This is a genomic window from Winogradskyella epiphytica (genome assembly GCF_003217215.1).
Lineage (GTDB): Bacteria > Bacteroidota > Bacteroidia > Flavobacteriales > Flavobacteriaceae > Winogradskyella > Winogradskyella epiphytica.
Map to the genome: position 1 here is coordinate 36,683 of NZ_QJTD01000006.1, position 23,981 is coordinate 60,663.

Consider the following 23,981-nt stretch of genomic DNA (forward strand, 5'->3'; position numbering starts at 1 on the left):
AGCTTAATTATTTAAATAGTTTTGTAATTCTGCGATTTTTGCAGGCGTATTAAATTCGCCTCCATAATATGTTGTTACTGTTGCCGAAGTATCATCTTGAACACCTCTTGAAGCGACACATAAATGCTTTGCATCTATGATCACCGCAACATCTTCTGTGTTTAAAACGGTTTTAAGTTCGTTGGCAATCTGATTTGTTAAACGTTCTTGTACCTGAGGACGCTTTGCGTAATACTGTACAATGCGATTAAGTTTAGAAAGTCCAATTACTTTACCTGATGACTTATAGGCCACATGGGCTTTCCCGATAATGGGTACAAAGTGATGTTCACAGTTAGAATAAAAAGTAATATTCTTTTCTACTAACATCTGATTGTACTGATACTTATTATCAAACAAGGCAATTTTCGGTTTGTTTTTAGGATCTAAACCAGAAAAAATCTCATCTATATACATTTTTGCCACACGTTTTGGTGTGCCTTGTAACGAGTCGTCGGTTAAATCTAAACCAAGAACATCCATAATTTCTGAAAATAATATAGAGATGCGTTCTTTTTTCTCTTCGTCAGACAACTCAAAAGCACTGGGCTTAATCGGAGTGTCTAAACTTGTAAATAAATGATCGTCACCAATTTCTTCATTACTGAAGTCATTAATTGTATGACCATTTTTATTAGGAATTGTTACTGTGTTCATAGCGTCTTTTTAATGTGCTGTCTTTAAGGTTTCCAAATTTAAATCAAAGCACGCTTTAGTGTTTTTTAAACGAAGACCTTGGTCTTCAATAAATGTTTAGTCGTTAATCTTTCTGTTAGCTAACAAAACAACCCTGTATCATAAAGAGTTAATGCCTCAGTTTGATACTTGATTTTCTCAAACATACAAAATGTTTAATGTTTTAACATCATAGCTAAACATTAATTAACAGAGAATTAAGAATTTAGAAGAAGATATGGTAGAATAGGGCCATTAAAATTCCAGCGAAGCTTGATCGTATGCCTATTAACAATTGTAGTTGCTTTTTTATGCTTCCGATTCTTAATCTTGCTTTTTCCGTTTTGACAAGAGCATAAGTAATGCCGATTATGGGATTGTACAAATTGGTCATAATTGAATAATTCCTATATTTAGGATGTGATTTAGTATGTATTTATCATAGATAAAAATTAAGATTAACCATTCGTTTTAAAATGAAGAAAATCAGATATTCAAAAGAAAGATTAAGGAGTAACTATAGATTAGGGATATTCTTTGTGCTTATTGGAATTGTTCTAATTTTACTATCCTTAATTATGGGTGATTGGAAAAATATGTCATTAAAATCAGTTGGTGTAGGACAAATTCTAGCAGGAATTCCGATGTTTATCCTTTACTACTTTGAGAAGAAAAAACAATATCTAACAATAGATGATGGAGTGATCGTAAAAAATACCTTGATTCCAAAACGAATAAAGCTTTCAGAAATTAATTCAATTCGAGAATTTGCGGGTGACTTAAAATTAATTACCAATAAAAGTGAATTTGTCATCGATACTCAAATTATTGAATCAGATTCTTTAATAGACTTGAAAAATGAATTAAAGAAACACCATCTTGAAAACATATAATTCCAAAAATGGCTGTAATGAAGGTCTTGTTTTTTTAACTATCATATGTAAACTACAACTGAGTTGAAAAAAAAGAAATTGTACAGAACAAATCATCAAATCTAAAAATCAGTCGTATTTATTAATGCTTGAAAAATGGGCTTCTAAATGATAGAAATAATACTTTCAGCCTTAGCTGATTTTGGTCTTATTCGAGAAGATGATAAGCATCACAAAAGAATCAAGGAAAAGGAAAAGAAAGATGGCATAAATAGAGCTTTTCAAAAATATATTTTGCAACCGAGTTCTATTATGGTAATAGTCCTTATGCTGGTTGGTCTAACTAGCGCTTTTCTATTTTTTAACTACCAAAGATCATCAGGTTTTACGAATAAAACAAAAAAGGAAATAACAGCAATGAGCGAAAGAATGGAAGAGTGGAAGGAGAAATACGGCTATTACCCTAAAGATATGAATGCATTAATAGGAAATAGTCCCATAAGAATAGAGTGGAATAAAGACGCTTGGCATACGGAATATAAATTCGAGATTAATACGAGCGGACAAGGCTTTAAAATTAGTTCTGCAGGACCTGATAAGCTGTTCGGAACGGAAGATGATATAGAGTCCAAATAAAGCAATTGACATGAAAAAGAATTCATTTTGGGAGACGATATCCAATTATATGAAGTTTCAAGTAATAGTTGTGGGACTTATTCTAATTGTACTGGTTCTTTTTGTTGTCGGAAAGGCCTTATTTGCTTGATAAAAGCATATAATTAGCCTAGATCTTATTTGAAAATAAAGCCATGAAACAACTCAAAATTTTAGGTATTACTCTTTTTCAACCAGAGCATTAATCATGCCGTTAAATACAAAGGCATGAAACGGAAGTACAGAATACCAATATAAGCGTCCCCATACGCCTTTTGGTCTAAAAACCGCTCGTTGGTAGAGCCTATCATCAACAATTTTAAATTCTAACCAAGCTTCTCCAGGTAATTTCATTTCAGCAAATAAAAGGAGTCGTTTTTCTTCCTTATCAGCTAATAATACACGCCAAAAATCTAATGCATCACCTGCTTCTAGAGTCGTATCATTGGTTCTACCGCGTCTTAAACCAACACCTCCAAAGAGCAAATCGATATATCCGCGAATTTTCCATAAATAATTAAACTTATACCACCCATTTCGGCCTCCAATACTCCAAATACGATTCATAGTATAGGCTTCGTCAGTAACAGGTCGTTCTCTTTCATCGATAAAACAACCAAAGGATGGTAATTCTACATGCTTTGACAATTGGTCTTTAAAAACACCACTACTCACGGCATCTTTCCAACTTGAAATAACAGCGTTTTGCTCAATTTTTTGAAAGGCTAAATTCACAGCACTTTTATAATTCATAGGTTCAATGCCTATAATGGAATTGATATTGCTCGGTTTACCAATAACCTCTACCTTCATACTATCCACTAAAGCAGCAGCCAATTGAAACGAGGTGGATGTAACAAAATACAACCAATACGAGGACATTTTTGGAGATAAAACCGGAAGGGTATAGATATAACGCTTTAAACCTCTTATTTCAGCAAACTGTAAAAGCATTTCTTTATAAGTGAGCACTTCTGGGCCAAAAACATCGTAGTTTTTATTGTAAAGTTCCTCTTTTCCTAACGCGCCAGATAGGTAGTTAAGAATATCTCGAATAGCTAAAGGTTGCGTTTTAGTATTTAACCACTTTGGTGTAATCATTACAGGGAGTTTCTCAACAATATCTCTAATGATTTCAAAGGAAGCACTACCACTACCAACAATGATTCCTGCTCTCAGGGTGGTTAAGGCATAAGCATCAGATTTCAAGGTGTTTTCAACTTGAAGCCGCGATTTTAAATGTTTAGATAAGGAATCGTCATTTACAATGCCACTTAAATAAATGACTTGTTTACACTGAGTTTCTGATACTAATGCTTTAAAGTTGGCCGCACAGGTTTCTTCCAAACTTTCAAAATTGTCTGAAGAGGTCGCCATGGAATGAATTAAATAGTAGGCGGCTTCAATATCTTTCGGTATTTCGGCTTGTTCAGGTTTTAGAAAATCGACTTTTATAAAAGAGGTGTTCGGATGTGATTTTAATTCAGTGGGAATCCGATTTAAATCACGGACACAACAGACTAATTCATGATCATCTTCAAGTAACTGAAGAGATAATCTTTTTGCAATGTATCCGGTGGTTCCAGTGATAAGTATCTTCAAGTTGGGCTGTATAAGTTCGTTTATAACGAATTGAAATTATTAATCTTTACGTTTTCAGCTTTTAAATCATACATTAAATTATAAAGTCCGAAAAAGGTTCTGTTAATATAGATAAAATGTTTTGAACCTCTATTACCGTTCATATTTCTTAATTCGGTACTTTGAGAATAGCGCTGTCCCATCTCTGAAATTTGATTAAAAAATTCAGGATTGGAGAAGTCAAATACCTCACTATGAAAAGGCTGGGTAAATAAATTCAAAAGCTCATGAAACATCGCACTAAAGAATTTAACTTCTTCCTCAGAGTCATCTTGCCTGAGGATCTCGAGCTCAAAGAGTTTCTCTTTAAAAAGTTGAGCATCTTCTATACATTCTTTTTCTGCCAGCTCAAAATAAGGTTTATAAAAATCTTCAGGAATAGTTTTCATGCACCCAAAATCTAGTGCGATTAAATCCTCCCCCTTAGATACCAAGAAATTTCCCGGATGCGGATCGGCATGAACTTTTCTAAGTATGTGAATTTGGTACATATAAAAATCCCAAAGGGCTTGTCCTAATTTGTTGGCTAATTCTTTGTTAGTATTATGTGCTACGAATTCTGATAGGTGTTCACCTTCCATATAATCCATGGTAATTATGCGTTCAGAAGAAAAAGCGTCATAATATTTAGGAAATTTTAAATTCGGAATATGTGCACAAGATTTCGCAACCTCTTTACTTTGAGCAAGTTCCAAACTATAATTGGTCTCTTCTGTTAATTTTTGTTCAACTTCTTTAAAATATTTATCGGAATCTTTCCCTTTAATATTAAACATTTTAATCGCAATAGGTTTCACCAAGGCTAAATCCGATGCAATACTTTCTGCGACTCCAGGATATTGAATCTTTACAGCTAGCTTTTTTCCATCCTTTTCAGCTATATGAACTTGACCAATACTAGCCGCATTCACTGAACTGGCATTAAAGGAATCAAATAGATCATTCGGGTGCTTTCCAAAATATTTTTTAAACGTCTTTATAACTAGAGGAGGAGAGAGGGGCGGAACAGAAAATTGAGATAAGGAAAATTTTTCTACATAAGCTTGTGGCAATATGCTTTTTTCCATACTGAGCATCTGTGCTACTTTTAAGGCGCTTCCTTTGAGAGTTTTTAGACTATCGTAAATATCCTCTGCATTATTTTGATTAAGTCGACCCTTGGCCTCATCTCGAGAGGTCACCATTTTGTCGCCGTAATATTTTAAATAATTAACACCGACTTTTGCTCCTGTTGAGACTAATTTAGAAGCTCGAGATATTTTTGAAATTGGTATACTATCTATGGTTTTCATATGGTCTATTTAGAATTCATTTTTTCCTTATAAAGAAATTTCCCGAAATCAATAATGCTCTTTAATGGTGTCGTATCAATTAAATCGAAACTTGTTTTTAGGGATTTTTCAATAAAAATGTCTGTTTTTTCAAAAGAAGCTGAAGTATCATCCATCCAAAATTTAAGGGTAAATAATAATTGAAGCCAGAACGATTCTTTCAAAGTTTTATTTTGAAATTTTTCGAGTTGCTCGTGTTTTAAATCAATCGCATTTATATTTAAATGTTCGATATAAGATGTAAAACTTGTTCTTAAAAGTTTTAATGATTTAAGCGACTCTAATTTATTTTTACTGCTGACTAAAGCGAGAACAACATAACTTCTATTAGCTGTAAGAATTTCGAAAAAAGTATAATAAAAGCTAAGCAGCTTGTTCTTCGCATCAAAAGAATGATAATCTTCACTATTCTCTAAAGCTGCAAGGGTATGATCAAAAAATGTCTTGAAAATAGTGCGTTCTAAGGCCTCAAAATTGCCGAAGAACTCATAAAACTCTTGTTCTTCAAATTGATGATCCTTCGCAAAGGCATATACTGATTTTGGTTTTTGGTTATGCCTTAACATATAATCCATATAAAAACCTATAAGATCAGTTGGGGTAATTGATTTTTTCTTAGCCATTAATAATTCGTATTTAATATAGAGTAAAGATACGAATGTTTAAAGAATATCTAATAAAGTTAAACAAAGTTTAGCATCTATGTGTTATTAAGTTTAGAAAACACATATTTCATTTCTGTAGCAATTTGAAGACTTCGTTCTTTATATCTTTCTAATTGTAATGGGGTTTGGTCAAATGTTTTTGGATCCTCATAGGTGATGGGAATGCGTTGTTCGGCACCAAATATCTGCGGACAAGCTTCATCTGCACTAGAACAGGTCATGATAGCTGCAAAATCGGATTGCGGATTGAAGTCGGCATCAAAGGTTTTTGAAAATCCTATAATAGGATGGGAGTTTCGACTGAACTTAATAGAACAAATAGGGTTCTCTTCCTTAGAAAGTCTATCGATTTTAAATCCAGAACCTTCCAATGTATCAGCCACAACTGGAAAGAGCGCCGTAGTTTCTGTTCCTCCGGAATAACAATATACCTTAGGGATATTAAAAAAAGACGCCATAGTCTGCGCCCAAACTTGGGACAAATGACTACGGCGTGAATTATGTGTGCAAATAAAATTGAGATTTACGACCTGATGATTATCCTTTTTACGTTGAATATAATCAATAAGTGGTTGTAAGGTCGTTTTACGTTCGGTTGAAATCGCATCGTGATTTAACTGATTGATTTCTGTTTCAATTGGTTTGAACACCATAGAGTAGAGTTTACTATTAAAATTAGCAACATCCTGAGCCAGGTGCACAAGAAGGAGCTGCTTGTTGTAGCTCTGAAAGTTTCAATTTCGGTTTTTCTTCAGGAATTCCGCATTTATCTTTAGCTGAACAATCTGTAAGTTTTGTAGTCAGTAAAAAATGCTTCCCATCAAAGTCTAAACCGTACTTTCCAATAGTATCACCTTGGTATTCCACTTCGATTTCTAAATCTTCAATTCCTAATACTTTTTCAGAAAGTTCTATAATACTAATTAATTTCTCAGGATGTAATCTGTGATCATAATCGTCGGCTTCCCAAAGTTGAAAATTTACGACGTTTTCTTTTCTAACCGTACCGCCACAATCAATAAAATGTTTAGTGATTTTACCAACTTCAGTTACATGAAAATGATTGGGTACCAAAGTGCCATCTGGTAACTGAAATGCAATGGTGTCTAAGGTTTTTAATTTCGATTTTATTTCTGATAATTTCATAATAATGGATGTTTTAAATAATATAGGTTTTAACAACAAGTGTTGCCGTCGTTTAAATCTTGATCTAGGAATTGGGAGATAATAGACTTCATTTCAGCCCATTTATCTTTGTCAATACAATAACATACGCTAGTACCTTCAATTGTTCCTTTGATCAGACCAATGTTTTTTAATTCTTTTAAATGTTGAGAAATGGTAGGTTGCGCCAAACCGATTTCTTCGACCAAATCACCGCAGATACAAGAATTTATTTTAAATAAATGTTGAAGAATAGCGACTCTTGCTGGATGTGCAAAAGCTTTAGCTATTAGAGCAATCGTGTTTTGATCTTCTGTGAACTTTTCGGTTTTAGTTAAACCCATGATGTCTTATAATTCTATATTGCAATATTACGATGAATGAATTTAATATGAATTATTTTTTTGAAAAATTTATGAACGACTTGGGATTTCAAGGCATTTTAAGTATTCCTTAACACAGGAGATATGGCTTAAGTTGTATTTTTACAATAGTTTAAAAAACAAATACATAACACAATAAAGATGAAGAAATTAGTACTATTTACATTTGTATTAACCTTAATGTTTTCGGTTAATGCACAGATTGAAACACCACAACCAAGTCCTTTTACTAAAATTGAGCAAAAGGTTGGGTTAACGGATGTGACCTTAGAATATTCTCGTCCAAGTATGAGAGACAGAGAAGTTTTTGGAAACCTAGTGCCTTATGGAAAAATATGGAGAGCTGGAGCTAACAAAAATTCAATTATCAGTTTCAGTACAGATGCTGTTGTAGGTGGTAAGACATTAAAAGCAGGATCTTATGCGATATTTGTAATTCCTTCTGAAAAGACTTGGGAAATCGTTTTTTATAACGATACCAACAATTGGGGCGCACCAAAAAAATTAGACGATTCTAAAATTGCGGCTAAAGTAAAAGTGGAAACGATGAAATTGCCAATGAAAGTTGAGACTTTTACCATGAGTTTTGATAACTTAAGAAATGACTCTGCAGAATTAAGCATGCTATGGGAAGATACTATGGCAAATGTTAAGTTTGAAGTGGCTACAGATAAAGCGGTAACGGCTTCAATTGAGCGTGTAATGGCCGGACCTTCTGCAAATGACTATTATGCTGCTGCAGTTTATAATATTTCTGAAGGAAAAGATTTAAATCAAGCAAAAGAATGGATGGAAAAAGCAATGTCAATGATGAAAGATCCACAATTCTATCAGTTAAGACAACAGTCTCTATTGTATGCTAAATTAGGTGAAAAGAAAAAGGCTATTGAAGTGGCTAAAAAATCTTTAGAAAAATCTAAAGAAGCTGGTAATGATGATTATGTGAAGATGAATGAAGACTCTCTTAAAGAATGGGGAGCGAAATAATATAAATTTGTTATTTATAGATTTATGTCTATAAATCAGTACATCAAAAGCGCAATTCTTCGGAGTTGCGCTTTTGATTGTATAAATCATTAATAAACAATTGATTTTCTGTTTGTTGGAGATTAATGTGTATCTTAGGGAAAGTCAATTGTTCCTGCAGAAATATATGATTGATTTCTAATTTTTGAACGCGTTTATAAGTTTGAAGAATTATACGTATAGATATACACTTGGGAAGAAGTAATTTAATTTTATAAAGATATTTAATGATGATAAGGGATTACTGGAAAGAAGAATGGAAGGAGGTTAAATTTGACGATAAAATTTCGGATGAGGAAAAGTTTAAAATCTCAAATTATGGTCGAATTATAAATTGTAAAGGAGAAAAAGAAGAGTTAGTAAAAGTCTCTTATATCAATGGCTATCAAAACTTACCTTTAAAGCAAAAACATAACGGAAAACGTACAAGTAGGTATGTTCATAAATTAGTAGCTCAGCACTTTCTTGAGCAAAATGATGGTGTATACGTTATTCATCTTAATTACGATAAAAAAGATAATCGCTTAGAAAACCTGAAATGGGCGACTAAACGCGAAAAGGAATTACACCAATTTAGTAATCCCGCATTTAAAAATATTAAAAGAAAAATTCCATCTACAGCAAAGCTTACTGAAACTAAAGTGAAGCTTATAAAGCGTAAGATTAACGACCCAAATCGCCGTACACGATTAAAAATGATTGCAAAGCAATTTGGAATTTCTGAAATGCAATTATACCGAATAAAATCAGGTGAGAACTGGGGTTCTGTAACTGAGTATTAAGTATACGATATTTGGAGTTGACATAAATTCAACGCAGTATTTAGCAATTGTTTTTTGCTTAATATGAAACTATTCATCTCTGAATTAAAATGCGACACTATGCCTTAGCGTTAGTTTTAGGTAGGACGACTTGTAATAAATTGGCAATTAATATCACTACCACACAACCAAATAAATTCAGCCATAAATAAGGCATCCAATCAAACCACCAGCCAATAACGACTATAGCTTGTGTGATTAAGGCACCAATAAACACGGCGTTTCCTTTGATATATTTAAAGAAAAAAGCTAGTAAAAAGATGCCTAATACATTGCCATAGAATATTGAACCTATGATATTGACCAGTTGAATTAAATTCTCAGCCAAATCGGCAAAACAGGCTATGATTATAGCGATAACTCCCCAACCTAAGGTGAACCACTTGGTCATCTTAACCATATGATCTTCGTCCTTATCTTCTTTGAGATTGCGACCATACAAATCCATAGAGGTAATCGTAGCTAGAGCATTAATTTCCGAAGCTGTAGACGACATAGCTGCAGATAAAATTACAGCTAGTAATAAACCAATAAGTCCTACAGGTAAATTATTTAATATAAACCTAATGAACATATAGTCTCTATCGTTGGTTTGCGTGTCTTTTGCGGCATCGTTATAGAGTGAGGCTAGTGCTGTTTTCTTTTCAAGATAAAGTGAACTATCTGTATTTGATTTTAACGATTCTACTTCGTTTTGAAGTTTTGTGTATTCAGCGGCATAATCCGCATCAATGGCTTTTTTAATTAAAAACTTAGATTCTGAACGGTAAGTTTTTTCGATACTATCTAATTGAAATAATTGCGTTTTTAAACGCGTACCTTCACTTTTAGATAAAGCTAAGCTGACCTGTTGTTTTTCTTTGAATAAGAGGTTTTGTTTCTCTTGAAGGGCTCTATACTCATCCGCATAGTCCGAAGCTAAAACGGTTTGTGTGGATTTATCTATAAAATTTAAAGGTGATGGGTTGAATTGATAAAACACAAATACCATAACACCAACGAGTAAAATGAAAAACTGCATAGGGACCTTTAACAAGCCGTTAAACAGTAATCCCATTTGCATCTCTTTCATAGATTTTCCAGAAAGATAACGTTGTACTTGACTTTGGTCCGTCCCAAAATAGGAAAGCATTAAAAACGTACCTCCAATTAAACCTGTCCAAACCGTATATCTGTTTTCTAAATCGAAAGAGAAATCCAAAACTTGCATCTTACCAGTGGCTCCTGCAATATCAATGGCGTCTGTGAAGCTGACTTCATCCGGAATTAAATCAATAATAATTAATAAGGCGGCTAACATTCCTGCGAAAATCACAAACATTTGCTGCTTTTGGGTCACTGTAACTGCCTTTGTTCCACCCGAAACGGTATAGATGATAACTAAAACACCGATGATAATATTTAGGGTCACAATATTCCAACCTAAAACAACAGAAAGAATAATAGCAGGCGCAAAGATGGTAATACCTGCAGCTAAACCACGTTGTATTAAAAAGAGTATAGCCGTTAAACTTCGAGTTTTTAAATCGAAACGGTTTTCGAGAAATTCGTAGGCGGTATAAACTTTAAGTCTGTGATAAAGAGGAATAAATACCAAACAAATTATGACCATGGCAATAGGTAGTCCAAAATAAAACTGAACGAATCCCATACCGTCAGAAAAAGCTTGTCCTGTTGTAGATAAGAAGGTAATGGCACTAGCTTGTGTGGCCATTACAGATAAACCAATGGTCCACCATTTGGTAGTATTACCACCTCTAATATAATCCTGTGCATTTTTACGACCACGAGTTTTCCATGTACCATAACCAACTATAGTCACAAGGGTTGCTATTAAAACGGCCCAATCAATCCAATTTAAAGTTAACGGCATAGCTTATGCGAATGAAGCGGTTATGAAATAAAACAATATGATATATACAGCATTTGCTACTAAAACTAGAGTGTACATTTTACTCCATTTTTGTTTTACTGGTTTTTCGTTATCGCTTTCCATGTCATTAGGTTTTAGTATGTAGGGGATTTAATTTTTTAATTTTCAGATTTTAAGTCTGTCGAGTTTTCTTTTCCTGCAGAAAGCAAGTTGGCAAACAGGCGATAAGCCCCTGGAACTCCTGCTGGGAATTCTCTAAAGAAACTCAAACCTGTGTAAATATAGTTGCCTTTACCATACTTGGCAACAAGTAAGGCGCCTTCCTTTGAGCTTTCACCTTTATCGTTAGAAGCGAGTAGTGGTGTAAACTCTTTTGACCACTGGTCAGGGAAATATAAGCCACGTTCTTGAACCCAACCTTCAAAATCTTTCATGCCGATTTTATTTGGGAAATTTAAAATAGGATGCTCAGGCTTTAAAATTCTCACCAAGGCATTTTCATCGGTGACTCTATCTTTCGAAAGTTGTAAGGGATAAGGTGCTAATTCATCTACTTTAATTCCAACGTTGGTATTGTATTGAACAATCAAATTTCCACCTTCCTTCACATAGTTTAATAGAAATCGTTGTTTAAACTTTAAGTCATCAACAATATTATAAGCTCTGATTCCAACTACTATAGCATCAAAAGTAGATAGGTATTCAGGTAAGATCTCTTCAGGTTTAATGATAGTCACATTATAACCTATTTGTCTTAAACTTTCTGGAACAACATCACCTGCGCCTTCAATATAACCAATATTGTTCCCTCTTTTATCAATATTTAATCGAACCACTTTGCTTTCACTTGGCATCAGCACCGTTTGAAACGGAATATGAGCGTAATCGATTTCAATAAGTTCGTCGGAATAAAACTCACCGTCAATATTGACCATAGGTGTGATTAATCCTTCACTTTGATTTTGAGGTGGAATCACGGTAAATACCACTTTTTGAATGTCACCTTTACTTGCGATGGCTATTTTTTGTCTTTGTGGGTACACCTGCCAACCTTCAGGATAGGTCATTTGAACAAAACCTTCAATATTATCCTGTCCTGCTTTAACCGTAACTTCAATTTCCTTTTGTTCCTCAGTGTCAAAAATGAAAACTTTATCACTTATGCTTGTTGTAACAATAGGAATTATCTCAAAAGGTCTGTAGAGTTCACCTTTGTCAGGTCTTGAATATCTGAAAACAACCGGTTTTCTAAAGCTAATGGGTACTCCTTCGATTAATAGATTGAATTCGACAAAGACGGCTCTTGGTGTTTCAGGTAAACCAATCAATTTTTGATCGTCTACATGATACATGCCTAAGGTACTTTCAGTATTTAACCAATAGGGTGCTGTATAAGACTTCGAATTTGGAATAGTTATGCCTTCTTTAAAGTTTAAACGTTGATTTGGCGCTAAGTTGATATTTTTAGAAACACCATTTTTTAAAGTTGAAAGCTGGTAAGACGCTAAGCTAATTGCAGCTTGACTTCGATTTAAGACCTCCATATTTAAAGTAACCTCTTCATTTGGTGCAGCATGAGGTTCGTTGGCAGAGGCTTCTAAATACAATCCTGCACAAGCTTCAATAATGGCTTTTATTTCTTTGGTTTTAACTTTTTTCCAATGCTCATCCTTTAAATTTTTAATCAACTTATAAGCTTCTAAAAGTTGCTTTAAGTGAGATGATGGATTCACAAAGTTAAAATTGTTTTCTACCGACTTTAAAATGGTTTCGATGGCTTTTCCGCCTTCAACTCTGTTCCAAGTCATATCGATTCCTGTAAAGATGTCTTCGTCTAGCTCTAAAGGTTCACCTTTAAGAAACTCTATGTATTCCTTTTCCGAGCCACGTTGTGATAAACGTCCAAATCCTTGACACAAATGTTGACTACTAGCAATAGCAGCAATTTCATTGTTAGACATACCTTTGGTTGGGTAATACACACCTATGTCGAAACTGTGCATATTGTCTTTATTGGCTTTTTCAAATTTTTCTTGACTTCCATAAAACCACCAAGAGGTATTGAAAAAGATGCGTTTTGGTTGCCAAGTTTCAGTGAGTTTTAATTGAGATGGGTACTGACTAGGATCATTAGCCAAATCAAAGGCTTCCATACTTAACATGGCTGAGGAGGTATGATGACCATGAGTTTTTCTAGTCACTTTATGGTTGAATCGGTTGATGATAATATCAGGTTTAAACTCACGAATAGCCCATACAATATCGGCTAGAACTTCATCTTTATTCCAAATTTCTAAAGTTTCATCAGGATGTTTAGAATAGCCAAAATCATTTGCTCTAGAAAATAATTGTTCACCACCATCAACACGTCTTGCCGCTAATAATTCTTGTGTTCTAATCACACCTAAAAGTTCCCTAATTTCAGGACCAATAAGGTTTTGTCCTCCATCACCACGAGTTAGTGATAAATAGGCTGTACGGGCTTTAACCTGGTTAGCCATATAAGAAATGAGTCGTGTGTTTTCATCATCAGGATGTGCTGCAACATATAAAACGGAGCCTAAAACATTAAGTTTTTGAACCGCTTCGTAAATTTCTGAAGAATTTAATTGTTTTGGTTGTTGAGCATGTATTGAAACAAAAATGCTTAAAAGAAGCAGTAGACATAGTCTAATTTTCATCATGAGGCTTTTATGTGGTTGGGTTTCAAATATAGGAAAGTTAGAAACTAATAACCTCGGTTTTAGAATTATTTAACGCATGATGCCTAACTAAAATTATTTCATTTTAGAGGTGAATCTACAACCATTTTTTTCGTTTAAAATAAAAAAGTAAGGCTATAAAAAGAATAAGCATGACACCCAAAAGGACAAAATAACCATTGTGATATTGAAGCTCTGGCATATATTCAAAATTCATCCCGTAAATACCTGCGAGGAAGGTAAGTGGAATAAAAATAGAAGACATGATGGTAAGTACTTTCATTACTTCATTCATCTTATTGCTTATGGTCGTCATGTACATATCCATTAAACTCCATATCATTTCACGATAAATATCAATGTTTTCTGATACTTGAATTAAGTGATCGTAAATATCTCTGTAGTAAGTGATTGTGTTTTTGTGAATAAATGGACTTTCACCTTTTTCTAAACGATTTATAATTTCACGAAGTGGAAAAATAGCGCGTCTTACTTTTAATATTTCTCGCTTAAGTTGTTGGACTTCAATATTAATATCGTCACGTGCGTTACCTGCAAAAAGATCAGTTTCTAAATCTTCAATTTTATTACCAAGCGTTTCGATGATTACAAAATAATGATCGACAACCGCATCGATTAAAGCATATAATAAATAGTCTGATTTTAATCCTCTAATTCTACCATTTCCAAGTCGAAGACGCTCTCTAATGGTATTAAAAACGTCGCCTTCCGATTCTTGAAAAGATAGCACATAGTTTTTTCCTAAAATTAGGCTGACTTGCTCTATAACGATAGTTTCATCTTTATCATAGTACAGCATTTTCAAAACGACAAAAAGATAGTCATCGTACTCATCAATTTTAGGCCGTTGTGTGATATTTACAATATCTTCAAGAACCAGAGGATGCAAATCGTACTGTTTACCAATATTTGCAATTTCATCGATAGAGTTTAATCCATCGATATTTATCCAAGTAACGGAGTCTGAGTTTTTAAAAGATTTGGCTTCTTCTATATTAGTGAGTACACGTTCATCAATGGTGTCTTTCGTATAATCAAAAGATTCAATATGAAGTTGTTTCTCAGTTTTTTTACCAGTATAAATAAGTGTACCTGGTGATTTGCCTATATGTTTTTTATAATTCTGTGTGCGTTTTTTCGCTGTTCTCTTCTTCATTCGTTATTAAAATGCTAGTGTCGTCCATGTTTTCATCAAGGGCATCCTTCTGCAATAAAGTTACAGCTTTTTGGAGAATAAGGTTATTCGGGTAAGTGATTAAATCTTTATTCTCGTCTCTAAGAATAATTTGAAAGGCTCTAATATCTTCGATGATCGCAACCACTGAATTATCACTATCGTGTATTTTTATCTTATCTCCAACCTTGTACGGAAATGAAAAAAACATAATAACGCCAGAGGTGATGTTGCTTAGTATAGACCAGGTGGCAAAAAGAGCAACACCGATAACCGCAAATACGGAAGAAAATACAAGAGTAATATCTCTAGTTTCAGCACCTAGAATGAAGGTTTCAATTAATATAGCAAGTAGTACCAGCGTAACCGTGGCATATCTCCCAATAAGAGCCGCTCGAGCTTCTGTGGTTCCACTTTTTTTACCAATCTTATTTACGGTAATAACAATGATATATCTGATTATGGATAATATGAGTAATAAGATGATGGTGTTAATCACCGCGTCTTTGTAGTGCGCAAAAAATTCAGTCATAAATAGGATTTTAATCGTGCAAAGATAGTTGAGATGTTATGAAATTTAGTGCAATTGTAAAGAATCTCTTAGGACTTCATCGGCATTCGTGTTCTTTGTCCAATAATCCGTGTTAATAGTCTTTAATCTCGTCGCTTTGGTGGTTAGAACTCGTTCAGAATCTCCAGAACCACTTACAGAGGATTCTTTCCACCCTAAAATCTCATAAGGAAAACTAGGATTGAAATGTATTTTTAAGGTCCTGTTGAGCTTTTCATAAGTTAATGTATAGCTGCCTTGATGCAATGCCGCATATGCTTTATAGGCTTTGATTTTTTCGTGTTTTATACTTGTGAATTCAATCGATGGAATAATATCTATGGTTCCAGTAGGTAGACTATTGGGATCTATTCGCAATTTGGTCCAAAGTTCATTTTCCGTCCATGTTTTCTCTAAAGCGAAAGAGGTATCGGCTTCACCTTGGAAGTAAGAATGCGATCGGACTTCAAACTTATCCCGGTTATTGAGTTGGGCATACATTTGTCCGCACCACTCTTGTACTGAGCCTGTAATTTTTAGAGCATGTTGATTGTTAGCCACAGGATAAAATGTACTCTGCATTATAGAGTAGGGATAAATTCCTGTATTAAAGTTTTTAGTGGCATTGAGTTTTAAAATAGGAATATTACTTCCGCTATAATTGTCTGCTTTTACTTGAACATCGGGTAAGAAATCCTCAGTTACATAAACTAATACCGCATGTCCATTTCGAAGTTCACCATAGCGTTCTTGCTCTAATTTGAACGATGTTATTTCAGCATCACCATTATACCAATAGTTTTTAAAGTCGTCTGTTAAAACAGTTTTATCAGCTTTAGATTCCTTTTTTACTTCTGAAATCGCTAAATCCTCTGAAGTTTTTTTGTCGTTCTTAGCACATGAAGTGAATAAGAATAGCAAAAGTAAAGGTGTAAGTAAGGTTGAATTGGAGTTGAATATCTTCATCATAATACAACGAATTAAAGGACTCATAATGTTCAATCTGGACATCAGAATAAGCAAATGAGCATTAATTAATACGAAAAGATTAAAGATAAGACTCTAAAGATCTTTGGCAATGGCATTTAACGTTTCATAAAGTAAATGTGTTGGTAATCCTACCACATTATTATAGGACCCTTCTATACGTGTTATGCCAATAGCGCCAATCCACTCTTGAATACCATAAGCGCCGGCTTTGTCAAATGGTTTGTAGGTATTGATATAGTACCAAATTTCGTCATCAGACAAGGCCTTAAAGGTCACCTTAGTACTGGTATTTACAAGCTGTTGTTTTAAAGTTGAAGTAAAGCAAATAGTCGTGACCACATCGTGAGATTTGTTGCTTAGCGATTGAATCATTTTGAAGGCTTCATCCTTATCTTTCGGTTTTCCAATAGCTTTATTGTCTAACCAAACAATAGTGTCGCTAGTAATTAAAATATCCTTAGCTTTTAGAGATTTAAGAAAGGGTTCTGCTTTTAATTTTGCTAAATAATCGGTGATTTCTTCCCGCTTCAAATGTTGGGGATACACTTCTTCAACGGGCTTTAATTGAACGTCAAAATCAATATTGAGTTCCTTTAGAAATGCATGTCGACGAGGAGATGCTGATGCTAATATGATGTTGATATTCTTAAGTTGATCGTTGAGCATTTTATTTCAAAATAAAATTATAAAGTAATAGAGATAGCATACCTGTTAGCATCACCAATTTTAAAATCAGGCTGATGTGTTTATAATCGGCTTTCTGTTTTGCGGAAATTAGTTTTATACTCACATAAAGTAAAGGGGCAATGACTAAGATTAAGAAATACCCAACAACTAATTGGAGTTTAAATAAATAAGTAATCACATAATAAACAATGGAAAATAAAGGAATCAATGATAGTACAAGGACTAATTTATTGCTACGCTCACGCCCTATAAGTATGGGAAGTGTTTGAATTCCTGCTTTGTAGTCGCCGTCAATATCTTCAATATCTTTCACCATTTCACGTATTAAGTTGACCATAAATGCAAATACAGCATAGTCTCTGATAATATTTAAAAAGGTACTTTGTACGGCCCTGTTCATTTCAGTTGTTGCAGGAATCAATTCAAAAATACCTACGAGTAAAATACTTAAGGCAACGATAAGAGATACCACAATATTCCCTACTACTGCAATCTGTTTTAAATAGGAGGAATACATATAAAGTAGGGCAGAAGACATAAAGAATATGGCGAAGAACTCTGGCTTTCCTATGCCGTGAGATAGGTAAAAGCCTAAACCAACACCTATAATATTAAAAACCACGAATAGGTTTGTCGCTGTTTTTTCACTGATATGCTTATTAATTATAAGACGGTTCGGTTTATTAATTTTGTCAGTATCTATATCGTAAATATCGTTAATGATATAACCTCCTGCGGCAATACAAAGGGTTGCCAAAACCATTAGAAAAAAGTTAAAGTGACTTAAGCTAATAAGCACGCCATGACTTTCTGTAAAAGGTAAAAGCAGTGCATATTTTACTAAGTATTGCATCAAAGCAATCATCAATAAGTTTTTCCAACGGATTAAATTCATAAAGTGAATCATCAAAAAATGTAAAGTGATAAGATTGAATTAATTTTTTAACTAAGGACAATGGTTTATTAATCGTATTTGGCATTAAAATTACCATTCCATTTGCCTTGAACTTTTAGAACTTGTTCAATAACATCTCTAACGGCTCCTTTTCCTCCGTTTTTATGCGAAATATATTTAGATATGTTTTTAATTTCAGGTACAGCATCTTGAGGGCAGCATGGCATACCAACTAATTTCATTACCGGATAATCGGGAATATCATCACCCATATATAATACTTCCGATTTCGAAACCTTCTTCTCTTCTAGATAAGTGTCAAGTTGTTCAATCTTATTATGAGCACCTAGATAGATATCTTTTATCCCCAAACCAGCCAAACGTTTTCGAACTCCTTCATTAGATCCACCGGAAATTATACAAAGATTATAACCAGCATCTACAGCCGTTTTTAAGGCAAAGCCGTCTTTTATATTCATGGTTCTTAGCATTTCGCCTTCGGTAGTTACAGTAATAGTTCCATCGGTTAATACACCATCGACATCAAAAATGAAGGTGCTAATGTTTGCTAAATATTCTTTATAACTTTTATCGTCGTTCATTATTCTTGATCTTTTTTAACTCGTCTTTTTGGTGTAGGCGGAAAGCCATGTGTTCGTTTTATTGAATCGGTAAGAACTTCATAGATAGTCTTATGCTCTTCATTTTCAATTAGCTTTAATTGACGCTTAATAGTTTTTTTGTCGTTGCGCCTAGCAGGACCTGTTTGCGCTCTATAAGGTGACATTTCTTGAACTTTCTTGGCTGTTTCTTGAATGAGCGGTTTTAAAATTTCGAATTCTACACTTTTACTTTCGCAAATTTCATGGCCAATTCGGTATAATTGATTGGTGAAATTATTCACAAATACAGCTGCAAGGTGAAGCGACTGACGTTGAGAAGTACTAATTTTGTAGGACTTACATCCAAGGTCATTCGCTAAAGTTTTTAAAAATTTGCGATGATCTTTATCAATAGCTTCAATACAAATAGGGACTTCGCTAAATGTGATTTCAGCATCTTTAGAAAAGGTTTGTAGTGGATAAAAAACAGCAATGTCATTTTTTTTATCCAAAGCATGCATCGAGACACTTCCTGAGGTATGGGCTACAAGCCTGTTTGTAAAGGGTAAATCTTTAGAAAGTTGCTCAATACTATCGTCGCTAACCGCCATGATGTAGAGGTCAGCTTCCTTTAATTCATCTAATGAATCTGTGATTTCAACTTCATTAGCATAGGTTTTAATCGACTCTCTTGTTCGATTATACCACTGTGTCACTGAAATGTTTTCAGCTGTTGAAAACGCCTTATATAGGTGGGTGGCTACGTTACCTGCACCAAGTAATATCACTGTTGTCATGGCGCAAAAATACTAAGATTTCTTATTTTAGAATCACAAGAATGAGATTAAAAAGAATAACTTTGATAGTCAGATCTGAAATACATCTAGTTTAGTGTACAAATTGGAAAATGAAATTAAGAATGGAAAAGAAAGATATAAGAAATAGAGAAGACATCTATAGGTTGGTTTCAACCTTTTATGCAAAGGTTAGGAAGGATGAAAAGTTAGGGCCTTTTTTTAATGAAACCATTACAGATTGGGATCAACATTTAGAACATCTCACTACTTTTTGGGAATCGAGTTTGTTTTTGAAAACTAAGTTCTACGGAAATCCATTAGAGGCTCACGTCAAGGTAGATGCTGCATTTGATCATACGATTACGGAATTACATTTTGGTATCTGGTTGAATTTGTGGTTTGAAACTATAAATGAATTATTTGAAGGCGATTATGCTGAAAACGCCAAACGACGAGCTCGAAAAATGGGAACATTTATGTATTTAAATATTTTTGCCGCTAGGAAGTCGTAAACTACTGACGCTTATTTATAAATTTGCGCGTTCAAATTCAAAAAGAGTTATAAATGAAAATAATACAAGAATTTAAGGAGTTTGCGGTTAAAGGTAATATGATGGATATGGCAGTTGGTATCATCATAGGAGCATCATTCAACAAGGTGGTAGATGTTTTGGCTAAGCAGGTAATTTTACCTCCAATATCATTATTAACGGATGGCGTTCATTTTGCAGATAAGAAATTAGTATTACGAGACGAAATTTCTAATGCTTCAGGAGATATAATTACAAGTGAGGTAGCCGTAGCCTATGGAAAATTAGCCGAGGTATTTTTAGACTTTTTAATTATTGGGTTTACCGTGTTCATAATTGTGAAATTCATGAACAGACTGAGAACAAGAGCTCAAGATACCAAAGACAAAACCGTTGTCACCCCAAAAGATATTCAATTGTTATCTGATTTAAAGGAATTAATACAAGAGCAGAACAGCTTGCTTAAAGGAGGTGGTAAATCGTAGGCAATCAGATCGTTCAATTTTAACATCTATTAGTATAGACTTCTAATCCACTAATCAGTAAAAATACATATCTTTGCCGCTGCTTAAAAAGCCTATAGTTATGCAAAAGAAAATCGCGAATTTCCTATTCTCAACAAAACTCATGGCTGTCTTATTTATTGTGTTTGCCGTTGCTATGGCTGTTGGTACAATATTAGACAGAAATATGGACACCTCCCCAACACCTTTAACACGGAATTTAATCTACAACGCCTGGTGGTTTGAAGCGATTATGGTCTTTTTTGTGATCAACTTTATCGGTAATATGTTCAGGTATCGTTTGCTCAGAAAAGAAAAATGGGCAACCTTAATCATACACTTATCATTTATTCTTATCCTGTTTGGTGCTTTTATAACACGCTATATTGGTTATGAAGGAATGATGCCTATTAGAGAAGGCGAAACTGAAAGCGAATTCTTTTCACAAAAAACATATATCAGTGGTCGTATTATTGGTGACTATAAAATTAATGGTCAGTTACAACAACGACGCATTGAAGAGGTGGTTGACTTTTCACCGAGATTAACAAATAGTTTCAGCGAAACCTTTGATTATGGAGATACCGAAGTTCATATTGAATTGGTTGATTTTATTGAAGGAGCGGAAATAGATGTGATTCCAAATTCAACTGGAAAACGCTATTTGAAAGTAGTAGAAGCAGGTGATGGTGGTTCGCATAACCACTTTTTGGAAGATGGTAAAGTTGCTAACCTTCATAATACATTAGTATCCTTAAATAAATTTCAAGAAGGTGCTATAAATATTTCAGAGACCGAAGATGGCTTGTATATCCAATCGCCATACGAAGGAGATTATATGACCATGGCCACTCGTGCTACTGGTAAATTAGAGAAAGATAGCTTACAACCGCTAATCTTAAGATCGAGATATGTTATCGGGAATATGCAACTAGTATTTCCTAATCCAATTGCTCAAGGGGATTTTGGTGTGGTGAAGAAACCTGAAATATTAACCAATGATGCAGATGGACTGATTTTAAATATTACGGCTAATGGTGAGACAAAAGAAGTAGGCTTAATTGGAGGTCCTGGTACAACGAATCCATTGGAAGAGTTTGAGGTAGGGGGAATTGATATAGCATTACAATACGGACCTAAAATGTTGAAGCTACCATTTGAAATTAAGCTGAACGATTTTATTGCCGAAAAGTATCCAGGTACTGAAAATGCTTATTCTTCTTATGAAAGTAAGGTAACCGTAATTGATAAGGAAGAAGGTGATTTCGATTATCATATTTATATGAATCATGTTTTAGATCATAGAGGGTATCGTTTCTTCCAAGCAAGTTTCCATCCCGATGAAAAAGGAACTGTTCTTTCTGTAAATCATGATTTTTGGGGAACTTACATCACTTATGCAGGTTATATGTTATTGTATTTTGGGTTGATGGCTATCTTATTTGCGAAAAATACACGTTTTGATGATATACGCAGTAGACTGTATAAATTGAAAGCAAAGAAGGCCAAAATGCTTAGCATGATTGTGCTTTTAATTGGATTCTCTGGTTTTGCGCAACAGCATTCTAAAGAAGATAGTCATGACCATATTACTAGAACTAATAAAGAACAGATAGATTCAATTTTAAGAGTTCATATTACACCTAAGAAACACGCGGCCAAATTCTCAGAAATGGTAGTTCAGGATTACAGTGGGCGAATGATGCCTATGCATACCTATTCCTCCGAATTGCTTCGTAAATTAAGTAAAAGCGAAACCTATGAAGAGTTTAATGCCGATCAAATTTACCTTTCAATTCAAGAAAGTCCAATGTTGTGGTACAATGTACCGATCATTTACTTAAAGCCGAGAAAAGCAGATTCTATTCGATCCATCATTGGAATTAGTCCTGATGATAAATTTTCAAGATTAGTTGATTACTTTACGCCAGAAGGACGCTATAAATTAGCACCATATTTAGAAGAAGCGTACAGAGCACAAGTTCCTAATGGTTTTCAAAAAGAAGTCAAGGAAGCAGATTCTAGAGTCAATTTATTATACAATACCATTGAAGGACGATCAAATAAAATTTTCCCTGTTCCTAATGATGATAATAACAAATGGATTTCTTCCGTTGAATTCAGAGAACAAAACTATAGAGAGAAAATTGAAGACTCACTGTATGGGAATTTTATTAATAATGGGTTCAGTGCCTACTTAGTCACTTTAAATAATGCGAAACAAACCGGTGATTATACTAAGGCTGAAGAATTATTAAGTGGGATTAAAAAAACGCAACAACGTTATGGTAGCGAGGTTATGCTGACTGATGAGAAAATTAAAGCAGAAATCCTTTATAACGATTATGATATTTTCAAACGATTATTCAGCTACTATATGTATGCTGGAACACTGTTATTTGTATTATTAATTATACAGATCTTCAAGTTTAATAGTAAGTGGTTAAAAGTATCAATTACCTCTTTTAAGGTCATCATATTCGGACTGTTTTTACTGCATACAGGTGGGCTCATTTTACGTTGGTACCTTTCAGGTCATGCGCCTTGGAGTGATGCTTACGAGTCTATGATTTACGTTGCTTGGTCTGTGATGCTATTTGGATTAATGCTTGGTAAAGACAGTGATTTAACCTTTGCAGCTTCGGCCTTTGTGACCTCTATGATTTTAATGGTAGCACACTGGAACTGGATGGATCCGGCTATTGCGAACCTTCAGCCGGTATTACAAGGTTATTGGTTAATGATTCATGTATCAGTAATTGTAGCGAGTTACGGACCTTTTGCCATTGGTATGATTTTAGGGTTAGTGGTGCTATTCCTGATGATACTTACCAATGAAAAGAATAAAGAACGTATGCTTATTAATATTAAAGAATTGACCATCATTAATGAAATGGCATTAACGGTTGGTTTAGTGATGTTAACTATAGGAAACTTCCTTGGTGGTATGTGGGCTAACGAAAGTTGGGGACGTTATTGGGGATGGGACCCTAAAGAAACTTGGGCTTTAATTAGTATTATGATTTATGCGTTTGTGATTCACATGAGATTAGTTCCAGGCTTAAGAGGTAGTTGGATATATAATCTAATGTCAATTCTAGCTTTTGGAAGTATATTAATGACCTATTTCGGAGTAAACTTCTACTTGGCAGGTTTACATTCTTACGCTAGTGGAGATCAAATATTAAGCTTCAAGTTTATTGCTATTACGCTTGGGATTATTGCAGTGGTAGGAGCGCTGTCCTTTGTTCAATATCGAAAACACTATAAAAAATAAAATAATAAAAGGCAAGTCGTTTCTAAATCACTTGCCTTTTTTTTATCTCTTTCTTTTGGGTAATAGGTAGTGTTTAACGACATTAATACGTATTTTAGTTTTAACTAAA

General features: G+C 34.1%; 23 protein-coding genes. 7 read left to right on the plus strand and 16 right to left on the minus strand.

The genetic code is table 11. The annotated features are described in order from the left end of the window. Window positions 1–3: 3 nt before the first annotated feature. Window positions 4–696 (minus strand): GTP cyclohydrolase I FolE, encoded by a 693-nt coding sequence (folE, locus tag DFQ11_RS11910; RefSeq protein ID WP_110476112.1) that lies wholly within the window; start codon window positions 694–696, stop codon window positions 4–6. A 494-nt stretch (window positions 697–1,190) separates the two neighbouring features. On the opposite strand from folE, the gene DFQ11_RS11915 reads away from it, so the two are divergent. After that, entirely contained in the window at window positions 1,191–1,607 is a 417-nt protein-coding gene (locus DFQ11_RS11915) for a hypothetical protein (protein WP_110476113.1), read from the plus strand. A gap of 147 nt (window positions 1,608–1,754) precedes the next feature. After that, window positions 1,755–2,222 carry a type II secretion system protein GspG gene (locus DFQ11_RS11920; RefSeq protein WP_110476114.1) on the plus strand — a complete coding sequence of 156 codons (468 nt, stop codon included), beginning with the start codon at window positions 1,755–1,757 and terminating at the stop codon, window positions 2,220–2,222. 198 nt (window positions 2,223–2,420) lie between these two features. Here DFQ11_RS11920 and DFQ11_RS11925 read toward each other — a convergent pair whose 3' ends face one another. The 6 genes from DFQ11_RS11925 to DFQ11_RS11950 all read right to left on the minus strand — a co-directional run bounded on the left by DFQ11_RS11925 (window position 2,421) and on the right by DFQ11_RS11950 (window position 7,385). After that, complete coding sequence (locus DFQ11_RS11925) at window positions 2,421–3,842, minus strand: SDR family oxidoreductase (protein WP_110476115.1); 1,422 nt, start codon at window positions 3,840–3,842, stop codon at window positions 2,421–2,423. A 20-nt stretch (window positions 3,843–3,862) separates the two neighbouring features. Next, window positions 3,863–5,173, minus strand: a complete 1,311-nt coding sequence (locus DFQ11_RS11930; protein ID WP_110476116.1) for an ABC1 kinase family protein — start codon at window positions 5,171–5,173, stop codon at window positions 3,863–3,865. 5 nt (window positions 5,174–5,178) lie between these two features. Further along, window positions 5,179–5,835 carry a TetR family transcriptional regulator C-terminal domain-containing protein gene (locus tag DFQ11_RS11935; RefSeq protein WP_110476117.1) on the minus strand — a complete coding sequence of 219 codons (657 nt, stop codon included), beginning with the start codon at window positions 5,833–5,835 and terminating at the stop codon, window positions 5,179–5,181. A gap of 77 nt (window positions 5,836–5,912) precedes the next feature. After that, window positions 5,913–6,530, minus strand: a complete 618-nt coding sequence (locus tag DFQ11_RS11940; RefSeq protein WP_110476118.1) for an arsenate-mycothiol transferase ArsC — start codon at window positions 6,528–6,530, stop codon at window positions 5,913–5,915. Between the two features lie 22 nt (window positions 6,531–6,552). After that, a complete protein-coding gene (locus DFQ11_RS11945; RefSeq protein ID WP_110476227.1) occupies window positions 6,553–7,023 on the minus strand; it encodes a DUF6428 family protein in 471 nt (156 codons plus the stop codon). Between the two features lie 29 nt (window positions 7,024–7,052). Then, window positions 7,053–7,385: an ArsR/SmtB family transcription factor gene (locus tag DFQ11_RS11950; protein ID WP_110476119.1), complete on the minus strand. Its 333-nt coding sequence runs from the start codon at window positions 7,383–7,385 to the stop codon at window positions 7,053–7,055. A gap of 180 nt (window positions 7,386–7,565) precedes the next feature. Here DFQ11_RS11950 and DFQ11_RS11955 point away from each other — a divergent pair, with 180 nt between their 5' ends. Together DFQ11_RS11955 and DFQ11_RS11960 are read left to right on the plus strand one after the other, a co-directional pair. Next, a complete protein-coding gene (locus tag DFQ11_RS11955) occupies window positions 7,566–8,411 on the plus strand; it encodes a DUF2911 domain-containing protein (RefSeq protein ID WP_110476120.1) in 846 nt (281 codons plus the stop codon). 269 nt (window positions 8,412–8,680) lie between these two features. Next, entirely contained in the window at window positions 8,681–9,232 is a 552-nt protein-coding gene (locus DFQ11_RS11960) for an HNH endonuclease (protein ID WP_110476228.1), read from the plus strand. Window positions 9,233–9,329: 97 nt separating this feature from the next. Here the strand turns inward: DFQ11_RS11960 and DFQ11_RS11965 are convergent, their stop codons facing one another. The 9 genes from DFQ11_RS11965 to DFQ11_RS12005 form a co-directional block, all read right to left on the minus strand. Then, window positions 9,330–11,144 (minus strand): sodium:solute symporter, encoded by a 1,815-nt coding sequence (locus tag DFQ11_RS11965; protein WP_110476121.1) that lies wholly within the window; start codon window positions 11,142–11,144, stop codon window positions 9,330–9,332. Window positions 11,145–11,302: 158 nt separating this feature from the next. Further along, complete coding sequence (locus tag DFQ11_RS11970) at window positions 11,303–13,828, minus strand: PIG-L family deacetylase (protein WP_110476122.1); 2,526 nt, start codon at window positions 13,826–13,828, stop codon at window positions 11,303–11,305. 115 nt (window positions 13,829–13,943) lie between these two features. After that, on the minus strand, window positions 13,944–15,023 hold the full coding sequence (gene corA, locus DFQ11_RS11975; protein WP_110476123.1) for a magnesium/cobalt transporter CorA: 1,080 nt from the start codon (window positions 15,021–15,023) through the stop codon (window positions 13,944–13,946). Further along, on the minus strand, window positions 14,983–15,573 hold the full coding sequence (locus DFQ11_RS11980) for a mechanosensitive ion channel domain-containing protein (protein ID WP_110476124.1): 591 nt from the start codon (window positions 15,571–15,573) through the stop codon (window positions 14,983–14,985). The genes corA and DFQ11_RS11980 overlap by 41 nt, the downstream gene beginning before the upstream one ends. Window positions 15,574–15,618: 45 nt before the next feature. After that, the gene (locus DFQ11_RS11985) at window positions 15,619–16,560 is read right to left on the minus strand and encodes a septum formation inhibitor Maf (RefSeq protein ID WP_110476229.1); all 942 of its coding nucleotides are present in this window, start codon (window positions 16,558–16,560) and stop codon (window positions 15,619–15,621) included. 93 nt (window positions 16,561–16,653) lie between these two features. After that, complete coding sequence (locus tag DFQ11_RS11990) at window positions 16,654–17,247, minus strand: Maf-like protein (protein WP_110476125.1); 594 nt, start codon at window positions 17,245–17,247, stop codon at window positions 16,654–16,656. 1 nt (window position 17,248) lies between these two features. After that, window positions 17,249–18,163 carry a geranylgeranylglycerol-phosphate geranylgeranyltransferase gene (locus DFQ11_RS11995; protein WP_229791290.1) on the minus strand — a complete coding sequence of 305 codons (915 nt, stop codon included), beginning with the start codon at window positions 18,161–18,163 and terminating at the stop codon, window positions 17,249–17,251. Window positions 18,164–18,231: 68 nt separating this feature from the next. After that, window positions 18,232–18,765: a KdsC family phosphatase gene (locus DFQ11_RS12000; RefSeq protein WP_110476127.1), complete on the minus strand. Its 534-nt coding sequence runs from the start codon at window positions 18,763–18,765 to the stop codon at window positions 18,232–18,234. Next, window positions 18,765–19,562, minus strand: a complete 798-nt coding sequence (locus DFQ11_RS12005) for a Rossmann-like and DUF2520 domain-containing protein (RefSeq protein ID WP_110476128.1) — start codon at window positions 19,560–19,562, stop codon at window positions 18,765–18,767. Before DFQ11_RS12005 ends, DFQ11_RS12000 begins: the two co-directional genes overlap by 1 nt. Before the next feature lie 122 nt (window positions 19,563–19,684). Here DFQ11_RS12005 and DFQ11_RS12010 point away from each other — a divergent pair, with 122 nt between their 5' ends. From DFQ11_RS12010 to ccsA, 3 genes are all read left to right on the plus strand, one after another. Then, the gene (locus DFQ11_RS12010; RefSeq protein WP_110476230.1) at window positions 19,685–20,074 is read left to right on the plus strand and encodes a group III truncated hemoglobin; all 390 of its coding nucleotides are present in this window, start codon (window positions 19,685–19,687) and stop codon (window positions 20,072–20,074) included. A 53-nt stretch (window positions 20,075–20,127) separates the two neighbouring features. After that, window positions 20,128–20,577 (plus strand): large conductance mechanosensitive channel protein MscL, encoded by a 450-nt coding sequence (gene mscL / locus DFQ11_RS12015; protein ID WP_110476129.1) that lies wholly within the window; start codon window positions 20,128–20,130, stop codon window positions 20,575–20,577. Between the two features lie 100 nt (window positions 20,578–20,677). Next, entirely contained in the window at window positions 20,678–23,872 is a 3,195-nt protein-coding gene (gene ccsA, locus DFQ11_RS12020) for a cytochrome c biogenesis protein CcsA (RefSeq protein ID WP_110476130.1), read from the plus strand. The last annotated feature ends 109 nt before the right edge of the window (window positions 23,873–23,981 follow it).